This is a genomic window from Flavobacterium sp. SH_e (assembly GCF_025717045.1).
Taxonomy (GTDB): Bacteria; Bacteroidota; Bacteroidia; order Flavobacteriales; family Flavobacteriaceae; genus Flavobacterium.
The window spans coordinates 259,860-279,251 of the sequence record NZ_JAOVZN010000006.1 but is presented as its reverse complement, the minus strand read 5'-3'; the positions used below and the strand labels follow the sequence as shown (position 1 = coordinate 279,251).

Annotated in this window: 21 protein-coding genes; 6 read left to right on the top strand and 15 right to left on the bottom strand. The window is 31.8% G+C overall.

Annotation, left to right across the window (positions count from 1 at the left end; genetic code table 11):
• Positions 1–28: 28 nt before the first annotated feature.
• The 11 genes from atpA to OD917_RS12040 all read right to left on the bottom strand — a co-directional run bounded on the left by atpA (position 29) and on the right by OD917_RS12040 (position 10,281).
• On the bottom strand, positions 29–1,606 hold the full coding sequence (gene atpA / locus OD917_RS12090) for a F0F1 ATP synthase subunit alpha (RefSeq protein WP_111284374.1): 1,578 nt from the start codon (positions 1,604–1,606) through the stop codon (positions 29–31).
• 37 nt (positions 1,607–1,643) lie between these two features.
• The gene (gene atpH, locus OD917_RS12085; RefSeq protein WP_263523764.1) at positions 1,644–2,177 is read right to left on the bottom strand and encodes an ATP synthase F1 subunit delta; all 534 of its coding nucleotides are present in this window, start codon (positions 2,175–2,177) and stop codon (positions 1,644–1,646) included.
• 4 nt (positions 2,178–2,181) lie between these two features.
• Positions 2,182–2,682, bottom strand: coding sequence for a F0F1 ATP synthase subunit B (locus OD917_RS12080; protein WP_111284369.1), 501 nt, complete (start codon positions 2,680–2,682; stop codon positions 2,182–2,184).
• Between the two features lie 88 nt (positions 2,683–2,770).
• Positions 2,771–2,971, bottom strand: coding sequence for an ATP synthase F0 subunit C (gene atpE / locus OD917_RS12075; protein ID WP_026727281.1), 201 nt, complete (start codon positions 2,969–2,971; stop codon positions 2,771–2,773).
• A gap of 35 nt (positions 2,972–3,006) precedes the next feature.
• On the bottom strand, positions 3,007–4,182 hold the full coding sequence (gene atpB, locus OD917_RS12070; RefSeq protein ID WP_263523763.1) for a F0F1 ATP synthase subunit A: 1,176 nt from the start codon (positions 4,180–4,182) through the stop codon (positions 3,007–3,009).
• Between the two features lie 118 nt (positions 4,183–4,300).
• Positions 4,301–4,693, bottom strand: a complete 393-nt coding sequence (locus OD917_RS12065) for a hypothetical protein (RefSeq protein WP_263523762.1) — start codon at positions 4,691–4,693, stop codon at positions 4,301–4,303.
• Positions 4,694–4,751: 58 nt separating this feature from the next.
• The gene (locus OD917_RS12060) at positions 4,752–4,979 is read right to left on the bottom strand and encodes an AtpZ/AtpI family protein (protein WP_263523761.1); all 228 of its coding nucleotides are present in this window, start codon (positions 4,977–4,979) and stop codon (positions 4,752–4,754) included.
• Complete coding sequence (locus OD917_RS12055) at positions 4,960–5,358, bottom strand: polymer-forming cytoskeletal protein (RefSeq protein ID WP_263523760.1); 399 nt, start codon at positions 5,356–5,358, stop codon at positions 4,960–4,962. The genes OD917_RS12060 and OD917_RS12055 overlap by 20 nt, the downstream gene beginning before the upstream one ends.
• A 5-nt stretch (positions 5,359–5,363) precedes the next feature.
• A complete protein-coding gene (locus tag OD917_RS12050) occupies positions 5,364–7,976 on the bottom strand; it encodes a tetratricopeptide repeat protein (RefSeq protein ID WP_263523759.1) in 2,613 nt (870 codons plus the stop codon).
• An 87-nt stretch (positions 7,977–8,063) separates the two neighbouring features.
• On the bottom strand, positions 8,064–8,759 hold the full coding sequence (locus OD917_RS12045) for an ABC transporter ATP-binding protein (protein WP_111284347.1): 696 nt from the start codon (positions 8,757–8,759) through the stop codon (positions 8,064–8,066).
• A gap of 61 nt (positions 8,760–8,820) precedes the next feature.
• On the bottom strand, positions 8,821–10,281 hold the full coding sequence (locus OD917_RS12040; protein WP_263523758.1) for a DUF5687 family protein: 1,461 nt from the start codon (positions 10,279–10,281) through the stop codon (positions 8,821–8,823).
• A gap of 128 nt (positions 10,282–10,409) precedes the next feature.
• On the opposite strand from OD917_RS12040, the gene OD917_RS12035 reads away from it, so the two are divergent.
• On the top strand, positions 10,410–11,462 hold the full coding sequence (locus OD917_RS12035) for a 2Fe-2S iron-sulfur cluster-binding protein (RefSeq protein ID WP_263523757.1): 1,053 nt from the start codon (positions 10,410–10,412) through the stop codon (positions 11,460–11,462).
• 262 nt (positions 11,463–11,724) lie between these two features.
• A complete protein-coding gene (locus tag OD917_RS12030) occupies positions 11,725–12,159 on the top strand; it encodes a hypothetical protein (protein ID WP_263523756.1) in 435 nt (144 codons plus the stop codon).
• Between the two features lie 38 nt (positions 12,160–12,197).
• Here the strand turns inward: OD917_RS12030 and OD917_RS12025 are convergent, their stop codons facing one another.
• On the bottom strand, positions 12,198–13,208 hold the full coding sequence (locus tag OD917_RS12025; RefSeq protein WP_263523755.1) for a glycosyltransferase family 9 protein: 1,011 nt from the start codon (positions 13,206–13,208) through the stop codon (positions 12,198–12,200).
• 44 nt (positions 13,209–13,252) lie between these two features.
• Positions 13,253–13,858 (bottom strand): DUF4254 domain-containing protein, encoded by a 606-nt coding sequence (locus tag OD917_RS12020; protein ID WP_263523754.1) that lies wholly within the window; start codon positions 13,856–13,858, stop codon positions 13,253–13,255.
• Between the two features lie 111 nt (positions 13,859–13,969).
• On the opposite strand from OD917_RS12020, the gene upp reads away from it, so the two are divergent.
• On the top strand, positions 13,970–14,623 hold the full coding sequence (upp, locus tag OD917_RS12015; protein ID WP_111284335.1) for a uracil phosphoribosyltransferase: 654 nt from the start codon (positions 13,970–13,972) through the stop codon (positions 14,621–14,623).
• Here upp and OD917_RS12010 read toward each other — a convergent pair.
• Entirely contained in the window at positions 14,618–15,547 is a 930-nt protein-coding gene (locus OD917_RS12010) for a DUF6427 family protein (protein ID WP_263523753.1), read from the bottom strand. The two genes, upp and OD917_RS12010, sit on opposite strands and share 6 nt — an antisense overlap.
• Positions 15,548–15,688: 141 nt before the next feature.
• Here OD917_RS12010 and OD917_RS12005 point away from each other — a divergent pair, with 141 nt between their 5' ends.
• Positions 15,689–15,919 (top strand): DUF6341 family protein, encoded by a 231-nt coding sequence (locus OD917_RS12005; protein ID WP_029271378.1) that lies wholly within the window; start codon positions 15,689–15,691, stop codon positions 15,917–15,919.
• 41 nt (positions 15,920–15,960) lie between these two features.
• Here the strand turns inward: OD917_RS12005 and purD are convergent, their stop codons facing one another.
• Positions 15,961–17,235 (bottom strand): phosphoribosylamine--glycine ligase, encoded by a 1,275-nt coding sequence (purD, locus tag OD917_RS12000; protein ID WP_263523752.1) that lies wholly within the window; start codon positions 17,233–17,235, stop codon positions 15,961–15,963.
• Positions 17,236–17,368: 133 nt separating this feature from the next.
• On the opposite strand from purD, the gene OD917_RS11995 reads away from it, so the two are divergent.
• Complete coding sequence (locus OD917_RS11995; RefSeq protein WP_263523751.1) at positions 17,369–18,679, top strand: phenylacetate--CoA ligase family protein; 1,311 nt, start codon at positions 17,369–17,371, stop codon at positions 18,677–18,679.
• A gap of 43 nt (positions 18,680–18,722) precedes the next feature.
• The gene (locus OD917_RS11990) at positions 18,723–19,253 is read left to right on the top strand and encodes an ORF6N domain-containing protein (RefSeq protein WP_263523750.1); all 531 of its coding nucleotides are present in this window, start codon (positions 18,723–18,725) and stop codon (positions 19,251–19,253) included.
• The last annotated feature ends 139 nt before the right edge of the window (positions 19,254–19,392 follow it).

Sequence of the window (19,392 nt, the reverse complement as noted above, 5' to 3'; positions counted from 1 at the left end):
CCAATTATCTAATTAACGAATTATCTAATTAGTTATATTTTGCTGAAACTTCTTTTGCTGCTTTTTCGATAACATCAGTGATGCTATCATCAAATTTACCAGCTTTTAAAGCATTAAGCGTATCTTTATGTTTACTGTTTAAGTAAGCTAAGAAATCAGCTTCAAATTCTTTTACTTTATTTACAGGAACGTTTCTTAATAAGTTTTTAGAACCAGCGTAGATAATAGCTACTTGGTTTTCAACTGTATAAGGATCATTCAAACCTTGTTTCAAGATCTCAACGTTTCTTTTACCTTTTTCAATTACGTTTAAAGTAACAGAATCTAAGTCAGAACCAAATTTAGCGAAAGCTTCTAATTCACGGAATTGAGCTTGGTCTAATTTTAAAGTTCCAGAAACTTTTTTCATTGATTTAATTTGAGCATTACCTCCTACACGAGATACAGAGATACCTACGTTAATTGCAGGACGAACCCCAGAGTTGAACAAATCTCCATCAAGGAAAATCTGACCATCTGTAATAGAGATTACGTTTGTTGGAATATATGCAGAAACGTCACCAGCTTGAGTTTCGATAATTGGCAATGCAGTTAATGAACCACCACCTTTTACGATAGATTTGATAGAATCTGGTAAATCGTTCATGTTTTTAGCGATACCGTCATCAGCGATTACTTTACAAGCACGCTCTAATAAACGAGAGTGTAAGTAGAAAACGTCTCCAGGATACGCCTCACGTCCCGGTGGTCTTCTTAATAAAAGAGAAACCTCACGGTAAGCAACAGCTTGTTTAGATAAATCATCATAAACAATAAGAGCTGGACGACCAGAATCTCTGAAGTATTCTCCAATTGCAGCACCAGCGAATGGAGCGTAAACTTGCATTGGAGCTGGATCAGAAGCATTTGCAGCAACGATAACTGTATAAGCCATTGCTCCTTTTTCTTCTAACATTTTTGCGATTCCTGCTACAGTTGAAGCTTTTTGTCCAATTGCAACATATATACAGAATACAGGTTTTCCTGCATCGTAAAATTCTTTTTGATTTAAGATTGTATCGATACAAACAGTTGATTTACCTGTTTGACGGTCACCAATAACAAGCTCACGTTGTCCACGACCAACTGGGATCATAGCATCAACTGCTTTTACACCTGTTTGTAATGGCTCAGTTACTGGTTGACGGAAGATAACGCCAGGTGCTTTTCTTTCCAAAGGCATTTCGTATAAATCTCCACCAATTGGTCCTTTTCCATCAATTGGAAAACCAAGAGTATTAACAACACGTCCTACCATTTGCTCACCAACTTTAAGAGAAGCAATACGTTGAGTTCTTTTTGCTGTAGATCCTTCTTTAATACCTGTTGAAGGTCCTAATAATACAACACCCACATTATCCTCGTCAAGATTCAATACGATACCTTCCATACCGTTATCAAATTCTACTAACTCTCCATATTGTACATTAGATAGCCCGTAAACACGAGCAATACCGTCTCCAACTTGAAGTACTGATCCTACTTCCTCTAGCGTAGCGCCAGATTCAAAACCTTCTACTTGCTTTCTTAATATCGCTGAAATTTCAGCAGGTTTGATTTCCGCCATCTTAATTTATAATTTAGACACTTTTTGTGTTATAAAACTAATTACTTAACTCTCTTTTTAATACTTGTAATCTGTTAGCAACTGAAGCGTTGTACTGATTATCTCCTATTCTCAAAATAAATCCACCAATAATTGAAGGATCTACTATATTTTCAATTGTAATTTTTTTATCTGATAAAGTTGCAACTTTTGCTAAAACCTTAGCTTCTAAAGCAGCATCCATCGGAATTGCTGTAGTAACTTTTGCTACTTCAACACCTTGATTTTCATCAAATAATTTATTGTATCCTAATGCAATTGCATCAAGAATTTCAAATCTTTTGTTTTCGAATAATAAACGGAATAATCCTTTTGTCACTCCATTTGCATTTGAAAAAACTTCTAAAAGAGCACCTTCCTTAACTTCAGCTTTTGTAGTTGGGTTTAGGATAAATGTTCTTAATTCTTCATTTGTCTCAATTGCAGAAACAATTGATTTCATATCGTTATTGACAGCTTCGGCAACACCTTTAGAGTTTGCTAAGTCTAGAATTGCTTTTGCATAACGAATTGCTGCTCTTGTACTTGCCATAATCTTAGTTTAACTTTACGTCACCTAACATTTTCTCAACTAATTTAGTTTGAGATTCTTTGTTAGATAATTCTTCTTTCAATAATTTTTCAGCAATACTCAATGAAAGAGTTGAAACTTGAGATTTCAATTCCGCCATTGCAGCATTTTTTTCGCTTTCGATAGCAGCTTTAGCTTGCTCGATCATTTTTTGACCAGCTTCTTGCGCTTCGATTTTAGAATCAGCAATCATTTTCTCTTTCATTTCGCGAGCTTCTTTCAACATCGCGTCACGTTCAGCACGAGCTTCATTCAAAATTCTTTGATTGTCAGCTTGTAAGTTTTCCATTTCTCTCTTAGCATTTTCAGCAGAAAGCAATGCGTTTTTAATACCTTCTTCTCTTGCAGTAATAGATTCCATAATTGGTTTCCAAGCAAATTTTACTAAAAGCAAAATTAGTATTACCAAGATTAAAGCTTGCCAGAAGAATAATCCGAATGAAAAATCGTTAATTAACTTATCCATTTTATAACTATATTAAATATTTAATTTCTTTTTTAAAAGTAACAACATCTTTAACCAACCGTTAAAGATGCTGTTATTTCTCTCTTTATTAGTTTTTTCCTAAGATCAAAGCAGCGAATGCTAAACCTTCTAATAAAGCCGCGATAATAATCATCGCAGTTTGAATTTTACCTGCAGCTTCTGGCTGACGAGCAATAGCGTCCATAGCAGATCCACCGATTTTACCTAAACCTAAACCTGCACCGATTACTACTAAACCAGCACCTACTAAAGTTGGAATTGTTCCCATAACTATTTATATATATAAAATTAAACTTCTAAAAATTAAATAATCGCTGTTTCGTCTTCGTGGTGGTGAGCGTGATCATGATCTTGAACAGCCATACCAATAAACAATGATGATAACATTGTGAAGATAAACGCTTGTAAAAATGCAACTAAGATTTCAATAACAGAGATAAATAATGTTAATCCTAATGAGATTGGTAAATCTGCTGCTAAATTTTTTCCAACAAAGATCATTGCAATCAAACTCATAATTACTACGTGACCTGCAGTAATGTTTGCGTACAAACGGATTAATAATGCGAATGGTTTTGTTAATGTTCCTAAAACCTCAATTGGAGCTAAGATGATTTTCATTGGAACTGGTACTCCTGGCATCCAGAAGATGTGTCCCCAATAATCTTTGTTTGCACTAAATTGAGTAATGATAAATGTAAAGGCTGCCAAACAAACTGTAATAGCAATGTTTCCTGTTACGTTGATTCCTAGCGGAGTCATTCCTAATAAGTTTAAGATCCAAACAAAGAAAAATACAGTTAATAGGTAACCCATATATTTACGGTATTTTTTCTCTCCAATATTTGGAACTGCAATTTCATCTCTGATGAAAATTACTAATGGCTCTAAAACTCTACCAAATCCTGTTGGGATTGGTCCTTTTTTATATGATCTTGCTAATCCAGTAAACATTAACAATAATAATACTGATACGAAAAGCATTGAAACAACATTTTTTGTAATTGAAAAATCTAATGGCTTTTCATTTTCTGGATGACCGTGCTCATTAAAAGTAATTGTTCCGGCTGCATCTGTTTTGTAAATTTTACCGTGAACTAATTTGTAAAAACTTCCGTCAACTTCTGCAACTGTTTCTCCAAAGTGGAATTTTGAAGAAGAGAAAACTTTTAATCCTCCATCAATAAGAATAACTGGTAATGGAAAACCGTAGTGTTTGTTTTCTTTTTCATCTTGAAAGAAAACAAAGTCATGAGAATCTTGTAAGTGGTGATCAATAAAAGCATCTACTTTAGCCTTAGGATCTAGAGCAACATGCTCTCCTTCTTCGTGAGCAGTATGTGAAACTACTTTCTCTTCGTGAGTCGTTTCAGTTTGAACATGCGTCGAATCATTCTCTTGATTTGCAAAACCCATAATAGGTAGAGAAGCTACAAAAGCTGCAAGAATAAAGCTGAGTGGTTTGTTTGAAATCACCATATCGTGGAAAATCTTATTTTTTTACGTTTCTAAAATTTGGTGCAAAGGTACATTTTTTATTAATATTCAAAAGGATATGAAAAATTATTTTTAAACCTTGTTTTAAAGAATTGTTATTTTATGGCTTTTCATTTAATAATCGGACAGTTAAAAGCGTCTGAAATAACAAAAACAGCACAAATGTTAAAAAAAAACTCATTTTTTCAACATCGCTCTCTCCTGTTTTGATTTTTAAAATTGGCTGCAAAACTAAATAGGCTAATAACATTTGTGTAAAAGTTCCAAATAAAAATGTCATTCCGACAATTTCAAAATTCTTCTTTTTTACTACTAATAATATAAGGTATAATAAAGACGAAATCGCGAAGAAAGAAAAATACAGTAATTCTAAACTGTAATGAAAATTTTCTGTACTAATTTCACTAAAGAAAAAAATTGCTTTATGAATAATATAAGTTCCTAAAGCAAGGCCGAACAAATAAAAAAACGGTTTGTAATTTTTTGAAAGCATTTGAAATAATTTTGATGCAAAGATGCAACTTTTATCTCAAGCGGTTTTTATTTACAAACTACTTTGTTTTATTGATATCATTAACCTGTCGGATTACATTATATAATGCAATACCGACACCGATTAATACAAAAATGGTATTATAATATACTTTAGGGCTTGGATGGTTTTCGTCTAGCCAAGTTCCAAAATAAGAGAATAAAAAAATAATAACCCCCATTTGAAAAGGGATATTAATAAATGCAAGCCATTTGTTTCTCCTATTATTATTCGGCTCCTTTTCCATCTTCTAGCATTATTACCTGATTTGAATGTGCAAGCATCGTGCAAGTAGCTGTGAAGTCGGCGCCTGGTTCTATAGAAAGTTTCCCTACAGCTACTTCTCCGTGAATTTGAGCAGTCGATTTAATATTTAGGGTTTCGAGAACTTTTATTTTTCCGTGAAATTCTCCTTCTATATCAGCATTATTACAAATAATTTCTCCTTTAACAACTCCTTTGGCCCCAATAACAATTTTGCCTTGCGAAGTAAAATTTCCAATTAATTCGCCGTCTAATCTAAAATCGGCTTTAGAGACTATGTCTCCTACTATTGATGTTCCTTCTACAATTCTATTCGTTTTTCCTAATTGTTCAGTTCCGTTTTTTTTTACTTTTTCAAACATGGCGGTTAAGGGGTTTTTGGGGTCAAGTATGCGTCTAAATTCTTTTTAATCTGCACAATTTTGTAATTATCAGCTGATATAATTATTGCCTGATCAGGAATTTTATATTTTTTATCATCTCTGAAGACTCCAGCAATATCATTCGCGTAAGCTTCAGATTTTAAACCATGAATAACTACAAAACTTTCCGTTTTATTGTATTTATCCAAAGATGTTGTCAATCTTTCGTAATTTTCAACTAACAAAAATACTCTGATTGCTTCTTCAATTCTTTTAACCGTTTTAGCATCGTTATTAGCAACACGGTATAATATTTTCCAATTTTTGTTATCGACAGTTGTAAAATTAAGTCTCTCTAAAACCGGAACTTGTTTTTCGAGAATTTCTCTAGCGTTTTTGCCTTCTTCACTATTCGGGTAATTGTCTGCTACATTTTCAAGACCTTTTTTATAAGCCTCCAAACCATTTACTTTTCCTAAAGTATTGGCTTTTAATAATTCATATTTAGAAACAATATCTTCACCAGAATATTGGTTAATTAAATTATCAATATTGGCTAAGACTTCATCAAAGTGTTCTTCTTCAAAGAGTTTAAACCACTTTTTATATTCTACATCGGGATTAGAATTTGGATCGTCTGATTTATTATTTAAAATCTGAGCATATCGCGAAGTTGGATATTTTGTCGAAATTTCGTTTTTTATTGCTTCCGCTTTTTCTGGATTTGTAATTTGATAAATTTTATACAAATTATACATTGATGGCAATACCAGTTTTTCTTCAGGGTTATTGTGTAGCAATTGTTCTAGCTTATCACTTGCTAAATTATATTCTTTAAACTTCTCCTTATATATAAGTCCTAACTGATAATATGCAAAGTTGCGTTCTTTACCAATACTATCCATCGCAACTTCTGAAGTTGGAAGCTGTTTAACATAATATGCTACAGTATATTTTTCTGGTACAATGGTATCTTTCAATACATTAGCAACTTCTTTTGTGTTTATGCTATCATTGATTGCATCACTGGCAGATTTTGTTCCTCCTAATCTCCAATTTCCACCAAGAGATCTACTACCCCACATTTTTTTAAACTGCAGTTTTCCGTAGGCAACCGTTGTTGGATTGTAGAAATAAAAAGTACTTGCATTGTCATTATTACTTCCTGGAGGCATTCCGATTCCATCAGATTCTGCTGGTTTACCCAAAGATTGTGGATTGACAGCTCCATTTACAGGTCCTTGTGCTTGCGAATTTCGATCGATGTTTGCTAATCGTTCTTTTTCTTTTTCCTCAAACAGTCTTTTTTCTTCGTCTTTCTTTTTAAGCTCCGCAATATAATTTTCGAAGAAAGATTTCTTTTCAGTCGGCGGCATATTGTAAACCGTAATAATACTATCATTACGTTTTGCAACTGCTTCGTACTTAATTACGTTATCTAGATTTTTTCTATTTTTTTCTATAAAAGCATACTCTCTAGTTTTTGGGTCTAATTTCGTCAAAGTACTATCATAATACTTCGCAGCCATTGTATAGTCAGTATTTTTAAAATACATGTTTCCAATGTTGCGGTATGCCGATGCCATTAAATAAGGATCTTTGGATTTTCTTCCTAAAGATTTATTGTAAAATACTAAAGCATTTTCTTGATCTTTCTTTTTATCATAGTAAACTCCCATTTCATAAAAAAGAAAATCATAATAAGGACGGTTTTCACGATCTGTAACCAGCTTATTGAATGTTTTTAAAAAGATGGTATCGTTATCTTTTCCATAATCAAACATTTGCGCTTTTTTCGCGTAAGCGTGCATCATGTATTTACGATCTGCTTTTCTGTTTAAATCAATTACAGCATCATAAAAATAAATTGCGCTATCTCGTTTTTCTTCAGCCTGATACATTTGTCCAAGAATAAAACGGTATCTTGCTCGCTCTTCGTTTTTTCTAGTAAACTGCTCTGCAATTCTAAGTCTAGAAACAGCACTGTCTTTTTGTTCCAAATTCAGAAAAGCTTCTGCAAGAAGAGCATTTGCATCGGCGTAAGTTTGTTTGTCTAAATCTGTATTTCTAAGTAAAAGTTTGATGTTTTTTAATGCGATGGCATCATTACCTAAGCGCATATTGGTTTTTTCGCGCCAGATTTTTGCAATATAAATATTATTGCTTTCAGGATATTTGTATAAAATATAATTGAACGCCTCAATTGCTGGAATAAAACGCTGATCATAATATCTCGCTTTTCCCAACATTAAGTAAGCTTCATCTATCTGTGTATTTTTCTCTCTACCCCCAATATTCATTGAGTGCTTCTGAATCGCTTTGGTAGCTTTCGTTTCTGCTCTTTCAAAATCAGGGTTTTTAGCCTTCTCTCCTTCAGAAAAATTTTCGTCAAACTGCATTTTTTCTATTGGCAGTAATTTCCAAAAATTATCTTCATTATTAGCCTGAATAGAAAGCAAACCTTTATCTAAACTAATCCCTCCATTGTACAAAATATTATATTTAGTACCAACAGAGTGAGAAGTTCTAGACAAAAAAGTATTTTTTTTGGTAGAACAAGCTATCAAAAAGAATAAAAAAATGAGAATAAAACTATATTTAAGAGTATTCTTTTTCAATAGAAAGAGTTTAAATCAGATAACTACTAAAAATTGTATTTAGTATATTGACTTGTAAAAATACGCTTCTTTTTTAAATATTGAAATTTATACTGCAAAAAACAATTCTAGTTCTTGTAAGGTTTCTTTTGAAGTTTGAATATCTTTTACAACCTCACCTTTATTAAGAGCAACTATTCGGTCACAAACCTCTACTGTATGTTGCAAATCGTGACTTGAAACTAAAACCGTTACATTTGGATCATCTGCCAATTCTTTAATGATTTTTTTCAATCTGCTAACCGTCGTTGGATCTAGATTTGCAAAAGGTTCGTCTAAAATTACAACTTCAGGATTTCCAATAAGTGTTGCTATGATTCCCACTTTTTTCTGGTTTCCTTTTGATAGATCGCGAAGGTATTTTTTGTTCTTTAAAATTTCTCCGTTAAAAAACTCCTCATATTTTGCCAATAACGCATCGATATCTGCTTTATTCTGATTACGCAAATCACCAATAAAATAAAAATATTCTTCAGGAGTTAAATATCCGATAAGGAAGTTTTCATCTAAAAAAGATCCCGTAAAAGATTTCCAGTTTTCACTTGTATTTACCTGAATATCATGACTTTTTATATATCCTGTTGAAGGTTGAATAAGGTCTAAAAGCAAACTGAAAAAAGTTGTTTTTCCTGCTCCGTTATTTCCAACTAATCCGAAACTTTGCCCTTTTGGAATTTCAAGATTACTGATATTTAAAACTGTTGTTCCGTTATATGTTTTTGAAAGTTGACTTACTTGTATCATGGTAATTGTAAATTTTAGATTGTTGATTTTAGATTAATTATCTAATTGACTCGTTTTCTAATTAATTCTTTTGTTTGTATGCGCTAATCGTACTGTATTTCTCAATTTTGTATCTTTTTTCGATAAGAGAAAATACTTTTTCTTTGAAGATAAAACCTAAAATTCCAGCTCCAGCTACTAAGCTTAACGCCACGGTTTTATCTGCAAAATGTAATCCAAGCCAATACAATAATAAAGGCAGAAATATTTTTGGTAAAGACAAAAGCATTGAATTAACGTTAAAAGCTTTTTTATCTCCAAAAGCTCCGCCGGCGTTACTCAAATCAATTGGCGTTTTGGTAAAAGCTCCACCTAAAAGTACTAAATGAGAATTGACTCCAATATTATAAATCGCTCCAACTACAATAGTTAAATAAACTTCCCATCCATAAAAAAGATAAAATGATGCCAAAATGGTAGAAATGAAAGTAACAATAACGATAAGCCACCATTTCGCAGTAATATAACCTCGATACGGAATATTCTGTGTCATCATTAATTGATAATACGAACTATCCCAGCTTGGTACAAATTGTCCAAAAACAAAAAGAAATCCGCCCGATACAAATATTCCAGCAAAAATGTGCATTGCCGGAGGTTGATGCGGATTAGCGAAAAAAATCAATCCATAAAATAAGAAGATCACACTCATTACAATAGTTGTTTTTGACCTTTTATTTCTTTTGATGAGTTTGATATCGTTTTTAAGGAATGTTCCCAAAGTTCCAAATTGGTTCAGCCAAGTTAGATTTTCTGTTGATGCAACATCGTGTTTTACCGAAAGACCTGCGTCTAAGTATAAATTCTTTTCAAAGTACTTAAAAGTAAAAACATAAAGTCCAATTAATACTAAAATCGGAATTAAAAATACTCCATCAATATCGTAGAAGTTCTGAAAAAATGGAGTTGTAAACGTCGTGATATCAAATAACTTATAATATTGCGCGCCTCCAAAAACTACAATCAATACCACAAATACAGCAAACAATTTGTCAATATTACTCAAGATAATATTCAGGAAATTATTGATGTATATCATTGCCATTATTCCTAAATGCCAGAAAACAATTTCGACAACATCGTAACCATTTAAAATTAACACAACCGAAAATGGAATAAAAAATAAAGCATGTACCCAATTAAAAAAGGACAAAGCCGTTTTACCTAAAGAAAAATGCACAATTGTTGGCTTCTTAAAAGGAAGAACCAATAATGGCTTAATATTTAAAACAGGAATTGATTGTAGCAACAATCGAATTATTAAATCTAAAAGGAAATAATAAATCAGAAATTTATTGACTGTTACTAATGGCTCCAATTTCATCTCCTTAAGGACATAAAATGCTCCAACTCCCATACCAATAAAAATTAGGGAAAAGTAGATCATTAAAAAACCTATTAAAATTTTCATTGCCAGGTTTTTACCGAAAGATGCCGATCTACTGAAAGCCTTCCATTCGAGGTAAAGAAACTTCTTAATCATTGTTTTTGGTTTTAGTATTTTTGTAGTAAGAGATCAAATGTAGGAAAACGTTACAAAAAAAGTTAAAAAAAATAATTTAGTGGCAATCTTTTAAGAGTGGTTTGCTACTTTTGCATAAAAATTCTATCATGCCTTCATTCTTAAAACTAATAATTAAAGAGGTTAAACGTGAAACCGCAAATGCTGTTTCTGTACTTTTTAATGTTCCCGAAGAACTAAAACCTGACTATAAATTTATTGCGGGTCAATATATAAATTTAAAACTAACACTTGATAATCAAGAAATTAGACGTGCTTATTCTATTTGCTCTGCACCAGACAGCGGCGAATTACGAATTGCTGTAAAAGCAGTAAAAAATGGTCTTTTTTCTCAGTTTGCTAACACAACTTTAAAAGCAGGTGATGTTCTTGAAGTGGGCCAGCCAGAAGGAAAGTTTACTTTTGAGCCAGATGCTGAAAGACAAAAAAACTATGCGGCTTTTGTTGCAGGAAGCGGAATTACGCCTGTTCTTTCAATCATAAAATCGGTTTTAAAAAATGAGCCAAAAAGTTCATTTGTATTAGTTTACGGAAATAAAACTCCTGAAGAAACAATCTTTCATCAAGAACTTCACGATTTACAGTTACAATATGTAGGCAGATTTTTTGTGCACTACGTTTACAGTCAAGCAAAAGCTGAAAATGCTTTATTTGGAAGAATTGAAAAATCTTCTGTGAATTTTGTTTTAAACAACAAACACAAAGAACTTCAGTTTGATAAATTTTTCTTGTGCGGACCAGAAGACATGATCAATACTGTTTCAAATGTTTTAAAAGAGAAAAATGTAAAAGAGTCTGCTATTAAATTTGAGTTATTTACGTCTTCTTCTGAAGAGCACGCCATCGAAGGTTCTCAAGAAGGACACACAAAAATTACTGTTTTGGTAGATGATGAAGAGACTACTTTTGAAATGTCTAAAAAACAAACGATTCTTGATGCTGCTCTAAAACAAGGTGTTGACGCGCCATATTCTTGCCAAGGAGGAATCTGTAGCAGCTGTTTAGGACGTGTGACAAAAGGAAGTGCAGAAATGACGAAAAATTCTATTTTAACAGACAGCGAAATTGCCGAAGGTTTGATTTTAACTTGTCAAGCGCATCCAACTTCAGAAACTATTTATGTTGATTACGACGACGTATAATATTTGAAAATTCCAATCCCGAAGCTTCGGGATAAAAATCCAAATTCCAAACTAAACCGGAATTTGGATTTTTTTTATTTCTATATTCACAATTCTTATCAGAATATGAAGATTTGGCTCTAATTGAAATAAAAGCAAAATTTTATTAAAATATTGCCAAATTTTCATTAAATTAGAGGTATAATTATGGCAATCTCAATCTCGCCTTTTGAGAATTTGTAGAGCTAAATCAAATTTGTCAAACATTTAAACATTAAATATCATGACAGCTCACGTTCAACACTTTCATTTATATCTATTTATTATGCTGGTTGTAACTGCTTCGCTATGCGTTCTGGCAGTTATTATAAAAATGAAAAACAAAAAAGGTCCAAAGATGCTTGAAAGGGAAAAATACAATTCAACGTTGACCGAGAAAATGGTAGAAGTTAAAAAGACCGATTCGAATATTTTTAATATCTGGCCTTATGTAAGCAAACTTAAATCGGCTAAGGTTTTATCTAAAAAAATTAAAGATCATGACTTAATTTATAAAATTTACAGAGATTCATCTGATAAATTCGAACACATTTTATTGTCAACGGAAGACAAAAACAACTTTGTCAGCATTATAGTAAACAAAAAAAGAAAAAAAACTATCGGATATTCTTTTCTCGATTCTAATGAAAGATATGATCTAAACAAAAATATTGCTTAAGATTAAAAAAAAACTTCTCTTTATGGAGAAGTTTTTTTTTATAAAAGCTGCTCTACAACTTTGTCAACAACCTGTTGTGGTAAAATTGTCCTCATCGCATCTTCATAACCTTCAACAATTTTATTTCCGTAAACCGAAGTCGGTAATTTTGGATATTGATTTCGGTCTGAAGTTAGTGTGTTTTCTAAACTTTGATTGAATGGCAAAAATCCAGCGTATGGATGCGTCGCGCCCCAAAGCGTAACAACTTTTACTCCCAGCATTGCTGCAATATGAGCATTTCCAGAATCCATAGAAAGCATTACGTCTAGATTGCTTATCAATTTTAATTCTTGCTGAAACTTAATTTTTCCAGCAACATTTATTACATTTTTAAAAGGTTCTGAAAGCGAATTTAAAATATCAATTTCTTTCGTTCCGCCACCAAAAAGCAAAACAGTTTGATCTTTATTTTCGGCCAATTTTTCAATTACATCTTTCATTAAATCTAAAGGATAAACCTTTGAATCGTATTGAGCAAAGGGAGCAATTCCAATTAATTTTTGGTAATTCTCTCCTATTAATTCTGTAATTTCTGCACCTAAAATTGCTTTTTTAGGAAATTCAGGATGAGATAGATCTAAAGGAAAACCAAGTTCTTCAAATACTTTTGCATGTCTTTCAAACATTGTTGGCAGTTGTTTGAAAATCTTATTTTCAGCACGGGTTAATTCTTTTTTTCCTTCTCTTCCTTTATCAACTGTTGCTCTTTTTTTTCCGCTTAAAGCGAAAAGTAAACTCACAACCTTAGATCTCAAAACGTTATGAAGATCTGCAAAAGCATCTATTTTTAGTTTTTTTACATCTTGAAATAAACATAAAAGTCCAAGAAATCCTTTGTGCCTTTCTTTTTCATCAAAAGGGAAAAATTCTAAATTCGGAATTCCTTCAAAGAAAGGTTTAAAAAATGGACGAGAAATAACGGTCAGTTTTACCGTTGGATATTGTTTTACAAAAGCTCGTAAAACAGGAACCGTCATGGCGACATCTCCCATAGCGGATAGTCTCATGACGGCTATATGCTTAATTTTGCTAGACAAGTCTGCCAAATTATTTATTTTTTATTTTGGTATAAAACAGGATTCAATTCGTCGTCGTTGTACATTTTCATTTGTTTGTACACTTTCATGAATTTATCACCGTTTTCAATATCTGTCAATAATTCTTCAATTGCTGTAGATAAATCTGTTCTTTGTTCTAAAAGTATATTTAGTTTTTCCTGACATTTATCTCTGTGCTCTTGAGAAGCCTCTACACGAGTAGCTTCTTCATGCATGTGATAAATTTTTAAAGCCAAAATTGACAATCTATCAAAAGCCCAAGCTGGACTTTCAGAATTAATTTTTGCTCCATCTTTTACTTTTACACTACTGTATTTTTGTAAAAAGTAACTATCAATATATTCCACCATATCAGTACGTTCCTGATTTGATGCGTCAATTCTTCTTTTTAAAGTCAATGCCGCTACTGGATCAATCTGCGGATCACGAATAATATCTTCAAAATGCCATTGAACGGTGTCAATCCAATTTTTTAGATATAACAAATGCTCGAACTTATCTTTTGGATAAGGATTATTAATCGGCTGATCTACATTATCAAACTGATGATAATCTTTGATGCTCTGCTCGAAAACAGAATAAGCTAATTTTGAAAACATGTTTTTTATTTTTTATGAAACAAAGATACTTTTTATACTTTTATAGTTTGAAAAAAAACATTAATTTTTCAATTATTCTTATAAATACAATTGATCTTCTAAAAAAGTCTTATGAAAATCCACTATATATCTGAGAACAACAGTGTATTAAATCATTTTTTGGGTCAAATCCGAAATGTAAATGTTCAAAACGACAGTATGCGTTTTCGTAGAAATATTGAACGCATTGGCGAAATTATGGCTTATGAATTAAGTAAAATTTTACCTTATAAAGAAGTTGAAATCCAAACACCGCTTGGAATCAAAAAAACAACAGAAATTGAAACCGATTTGGTTTTATGTCCAATTCTAAGAGCTGGATTGCCACTTCATAACGGATTTTTAAATTATTTTGATCATGCAGAAAACAGCTTTGTTTCTGCCTGCAGGCATCATCCAAATAATGATGATGAGTTTGAAATCTTAGTTGAATATCAGGCAATTTCAAATTTAAACAATAAAACCGTTCTACTTCTTGATCCAATGCTTGCTACTGGACAATCTATTGTAGCTGTTCATAAAAGATTAATTGAAAATGCTTCTCCAACAGAATTTCATATTGTTGTAGTTATTGCTGCTCCAGAAGGAATTGCTCATCTAGAAAAAAATCTTCCTGAAAACTGCCACTTATGGGTTGCGTCTTTGGATGAAAAACTAAATGAGAAAAACTACATTGTTCCAGGACTTGGTGACGCAGGGGATCTTGCTTATGGAAGTAAATTATAATTGAGAGAAAAACAGAATTAAACTACACACTATCAAGGTATAGTAAACAATTTCGTTGTTTAGTTTTTGCTGCATATATTCAACATGGCTTGTTGCCATAACTGTTAAAGGCGCAATGCTGAACAATAACAAATCGTTGCTTTTATCTGGCGAAACGATGTAAACAAAAGCTGCAATAAAAAAGCAGGCCACAATTTTCTTGTATGAAGAGTGTACTATTTGTGGTCTGTTTGATAATGTCATTAACATTGAAGTTACAAAAAACAAAGCTACAGCAGTGTATATTGAAAGCGCTGCGTTTTCGTAATTGTTCTTAAAGTAATCTATTTTAAAATCGATTACGGCTCTTTCCTGAAAAAAAGCTATGGCATCAATTTTTAAAATTAGAGATGTCATATAAAACAAAATTGTCACTGCTAAAAGTGCAATAAATGGCAAAACCCAGTTTCTATAATCTCTCGAAACGTGAAAAATAATGGATATAAAAACCAATATTAAGAAAAGTACACTCCAAAATTGAAATAAAGAAGCTACAAAAATCCAAAATGAAGCGTCAAATATTTTTTCTTTTGACGATTTAAGAGATTGCAGCGAAATTAATCTTCGAAGAGCCAATAATATAAAGAAATTGGCATAAATAACATTTGTGTTGTTAAATATCGTTGGGAAAAATAAAACAAATAATAAGTAGAAAAGTATCGCATAACCATTGTCTTTACTGAGTCCGTTCTTTTTTACAATAAAATTAATCATAAAAAAAGAAGCCAAAATAAAGCATAATAAGCTCACTTTTTGGAACGCCAAAAAATAAGAACTAACCCAAGTTGGGTCTTTAATTTGGAACATAAAAAAGAAAACCAGTATCAAAATTACAACCAACGAATAATTTAATGGCGTAGATTTTTTAAAAACACTTGTTATCATAAGGATATTTTATACTTTTGTGATTGTAAAGATACTACTTGTTTAAAAGGAAAAACCTAACAAGTTGAAAAAAGATTTGGTTCGCTGAATTTTATCTTCAAGACATTACACAACAATAAATAACATATAATTTTTAAAATTATGACAGCTTTTTTCGAAGGAATTCAATACCTATTCGTTAACATTTTGTTTGCTCCTCTTGACTTTTTACGTCGTTTGGAATTAATTACATGGTTTGGTGCAAACACTATTAACTGGATTTTCATGATCATCTGTGCATGCGCAATCGTTTATTGGATTAAACAATTACGTATTTTTGATGACGCTGGAACAGAAAACCAAGATACAACAGCTCATTCATTTTTAAAATAAAAACCAAACCCTTAATTAAAAGGGTTGGTCAAATTTATTTTTTAAATTAAATCAAAGCCGATATCTTTTCTAAAATACATCTTATCAAAGCTTAGTTTATCTATGTTTTGGTAAGATTTTTTTATAGCCTCTTGGAAATTATCTCCGTAAGATGTTACAGCAATTACACGTCCTCCATTAGTAACGACATTTCCGTTATCTAATTTTGTTCCCGCATGAAAAACTATAGAATCCTCAATGTTTTCTAAACCAGAAATAACTTTTCCTTTTTCGAAATCTTCAGGATATCCGCCAGAAACCACCATAACAGTTGTAGCGCTTCTTGGATCGATTTCTAAATTGAAATCTCCTAATTTCTGATCTGCAACAGACAAAAATAATTCTACTAAATCTGATTTCAATCTTGGAACTACAACTTCAGTTTCAGGATCTCCCATTCTTACGTTGTACTCAATAACGATTGGTTCATTTTTAACATTAATTAAACCAATGAAAACAAATCCTTTATATTCAATTCCATCTTTTTGGAAACCTTCGATTGTTGGTTTTACAATACGAGTTTCAATTTTTTCCATTAAAACTGAATCTACGTAAGGAACTGGAGAAACCGCTCCCATACCACCTGTGTTTAAACCTGTATCTCCTTCACCAATTCTTTTGTAATCTTTTGCCGTTGGAAGAATTTTATAGTTTTTTCCATCCGTTAAAACGAAACAGCTTAATTCGATTCCGTCCAAGAATTCTTCAATAACAACTTTTGAACTCGCTGTACCGAATTTTGCATGAACCAACATGTTTCTTAATTCCGTTTTTGCTTCTTCAAGATCTTGAATAATCAAAACTCCTTTTCCAGCTGCCAATCCATCTGCTTTTAAAACGTAAGGAGGCTGTAAAGTTTCTAGAAATTGGCATCCTTCTTCAACTGTTTCGGCAGTAAAACTGTCGTAAGCTGCAGTTGGAATATTATGTTTCATCAAGAATTCTTTTGCAAATTCTTTACTTCCTTCTAATTGTGCTCCAACTTTTGATGGTCCAATAACCGGAATATGTTTTAAACTTTCGTCATTTTTAAAATAATCGTACACACCTTTTACTAAAGGATCTTCAGGTCCTACGACTACTAAACTTATATTTTCTTTTAGCACTAATGCTTTTACTGCTTCAAAATCGGTTGCAGAAATCGCAACGTTTTCAGCAATTGCAGCAGTTCCCGCATTTCCAGGTACTACAAAAAGTTTTTCGCAAAGTGGACTCTGAACCATTTTCCACGCAAATGCATGCTCTCTTCCGCCTGATCCCAATAATAAAATTGTCATGTGTTGTTGTATTTTAGTTGTGGTGCAAAAATAATTGCTTTTGAACTTAAAAAATAATTTAATCTTAAAAAGTTGCTCATTCTTCCATGTTAGTAACTGGATAATATTATTTTTGACGAAAAATTAGTCCCTAATGATTTCTATATTTGACATTACGCTTCGTTTAAATGGTTTTCCGATAAAGAAAGCTAAAGCCGAATTGCAAAAAATTGTCAATTTATCTGAACAAGAATATGCTGTTTTTCTTGAAAAAAAGAAAAAAGAAATTGTCGATTTTCATTTGGAAAATAATCCTTTTTATAGTCAATTAGCTGGAAATTCAACTGCTAAAAGTTGGGAAGAACTTCCAATTTTAAATAAGCAAAATTTGCAAAAACCTCTGGAAGAAAGACTTTCAAAAGGTTATTCAAAAAAAACTGTTTACCTCAACAAAACATCTGGATCTAGCGGAACTCCTTTTGTTTTTGCAAAAGACAAGTATTCGCACGCTTTAACTTGGGCTTCCAACATTATGCGTTTTGGCTGGTTTGGCATTGATTTTAACCATTCGTATCAGGCACGTTTTTATGGAATTCCAATGGATTTTATTGGATATCAAAAAGAGCGATTTAAGGATTTTTTGAGTGGACGTTTTCGTTTTCCGGTTTTTGATTTATCTGATGCTATTTTAGAGAAATTCCTAAAAAAATTCAGAACGAAAAAATTCGATTACATTAATGGTTATACCAGTTCTATTGTATTATTTGCCAAATATTTAGAAAAGAAAAATATTGTTTTAAAAGATATTTGTCCAACTTTAAAAGCTTGTTTCGTAACTTCAGAAATGCTTTTTGAATCGGATAAAAAGCTTTTAGAAAAACAATTCGGAATTCCGATTATCAATGAATATGGCGCTTCTGAATTAGATTTAATTGCTTTTGAAAACCCTAAAGGCGAATGGCAGGTAAATGCTGAAACTCTTTTTGTGGAAATTTTAGATGAAAACAATAACCCTGTTCCACATGGAACGGAAGGAAAAATTGTGATTACATCTTTGTTCAACAAAGCAAATCCTTTCATTCGATATGAAATTGGCGACATCGGAATTTTGGATGAAAATAGTACACCTAAAAAACCAATTCTTAAAAAATTAATTGGAAGAACCAATGATGTTGCCGTTTTACCAAGTGGTAAAAAATCTCCAGGTTTGACATTTTATTATGTAACCAAAAGCATCATTGAAGATGATGGAAACGTGAAAGAATTCATTATCAAACAAACTAAATTAGACACTTTTGAAATTGAATATGTTTCTGAAAATGAATTAGTTTCAGAACAAATTCAAAAAATAAAAGAAGCTATAGATTTGTATTTAGAACCTAATTTAAACTTCACTTTTACAAGAAAAACGGTTTTAGAAAGAACCAATCGCGGGAAACTAAAACAGTTTAAATCTTATTTATAAAACATAAATAAAATCTTACATTTGTTTTTCTAATTAAAAACTTATGGAAGATCAATCTTTACTTTCTGAAGAAACAATTTCTAATAAAATATATTTTATCCGTGGTCAAAAAGTGATGCTGGATAGCGATTTAGCCATGCTTTATGATGTCGAAACTAAAAGATTAAATGAACAAGTAAAAAGAAATTTATCACGGTTTCCTGAAGATTTCATGTTTCAGCTAACTGAAAATGAATACAATTCTTCAAGGTCGCAAATTGCGACCTTGAAGAATGGAAGAGGTTCAAACTTAAAATATCTCCCTTATGCCTTTACTGAACATGGAATTTTGATGCTTTCAAGCGTCTTAAAAAGTGACAAAGCAATTCAGACCAATATTCAAATTATGCGGATTTTCACCAAAGTGAGACAAATGCTTTTAGATACAACTGAAATTAAGGTTGATATTCTACAGATTCAAAAAAAGTTAGAAAATCACGATAAAAATATTGAATTGGTTTTTTCTTATTTAGATGAATTGACTGAAAAGAAAGAAAATGAATCTGAAAGAGTAAAGATTGGTTATAAAAAATAATTCTTTAAGGTCGCAAATTGCGACCTTAGAAATCGAAACGTATTATTAAAAAAAAACTGGAGGTCACAAATTGTGACTTCGAATTCTAAGCGAAATTCTTCATGGTCAAAAATTGTGACCTTGAAACTTGAAGTCGCAA

What these genes read in the sequence shown, in the direction of transcription:
- OD917_RS12005 (WP_029271378.1), top strand. Translation starts at nt 15,689, where the DNA reads ATGACAGCTTTTTTCGAAGGAATTCAATACCTATTCGTTAACATTTTG.
- atpE (WP_026727281.1), bottom strand. Translation starts at nt 2,971, where the DNA reads ATGGGAACAATTCCAACTTTAGTAGGTGCTGGTTTAGTAGTAATCGGT.
- OD917_RS12055 (WP_263523760.1), bottom strand. Translation starts at nt 5,358, where the DNA reads ATGTTTGAAAAAGTAAAAAAAAACGGAACTGAACAATTAGGAAAAACG.
- upp (WP_111284335.1), top strand. Translation starts at nt 13,970, where the DNA reads ATGAAAATCCACTATATATCTGAGAACAACAGTGTATTAAATCATTTT.
- purD (WP_263523752.1), bottom strand. Translation starts at nt 17,235, where the DNA reads ATGACAATTTTATTATTGGGATCAGGCGGAAGAGAGCATGCATTTGCG.
- OD917_RS12040 (WP_263523758.1), bottom strand. Translation starts at nt 10,281, where the DNA reads ATGATTAAGAAGTTTCTTTACCTCGAATGGAAGGCTTTCAGTAGATCG.
- OD917_RS12065 (WP_263523762.1), bottom strand. Translation starts at nt 4,693, where the DNA reads ATGCTTTCAAAAAATTACAAACCGTTTTTTTATTTGTTCGGCCTTGCT.
- OD917_RS12010 (WP_263523753.1), bottom strand. Translation starts at nt 15,547, where the DNA reads ATGATAACAAGTGTTTTTAAAAAATCTACGCCATTAAATTATTCGTTG.
- atpA (WP_111284374.1), bottom strand. Translation starts at nt 1,606, where the DNA reads ATGGCGGAAATCAAACCTGCTGAAATTTCAGCGATATTAAGAAAGCAA.
- OD917_RS12035 (WP_263523757.1), top strand. Translation starts at nt 10,410, where the DNA reads ATGCCTTCATTCTTAAAACTAATAATTAAAGAGGTTAAACGTGAAACC.
- OD917_RS12060 (WP_263523761.1), bottom strand. Translation starts at nt 4,979, where the DNA reads ATGGAAAAGGAGCCGAATAATAATAGGAGAAACAAATGGCTTGCATTT.
- atpH (WP_263523764.1), bottom strand. Translation starts at nt 2,177, where the DNA reads ATGGCAAGTACAAGAGCAGCAATTCGTTATGCAAAAGCAATTCTAGAC.
- OD917_RS12045 (WP_111284347.1), bottom strand. Translation starts at nt 8,759, where the DNA reads ATGATACAAGTAAGTCAACTTTCAAAAACATATAACGGAACAACAGTT.
- OD917_RS11990 (WP_263523750.1), top strand. Translation starts at nt 18,723, where the DNA reads ATGGAAGATCAATCTTTACTTTCTGAAGAAACAATTTCTAATAAAATA.
- OD917_RS12020 (WP_263523754.1), bottom strand. Translation starts at nt 13,858, where the DNA reads ATGTTTTCAAAATTAGCTTATTCTGTTTTCGAGCAGAGCATCAAAGAT.
- OD917_RS12025 (WP_263523755.1), bottom strand. Translation starts at nt 13,208, where the DNA reads ATGAGACTATCCGCTATGGGAGATGTCGCCATGACGGTTCCTGTTTTA.
- atpB (WP_263523763.1), bottom strand. Translation starts at nt 4,182, where the DNA reads ATGGTGATTTCAAACAAACCACTCAGCTTTATTCTTGCAGCTTTTGTA.
- OD917_RS12030 (WP_263523756.1), top strand. Translation starts at nt 11,725, where the DNA reads ATGACAGCTCACGTTCAACACTTTCATTTATATCTATTTATTATGCTG.
- OD917_RS12080 (WP_111284369.1), bottom strand. Translation starts at nt 2,682, where the DNA reads ATGGATAAGTTAATTAACGATTTTTCATTCGGATTATTCTTCTGGCAA.
- OD917_RS11995 (WP_263523751.1), top strand. Translation starts at nt 17,369, where the DNA reads ATGATTTCTATATTTGACATTACGCTTCGTTTAAATGGTTTTCCGATA.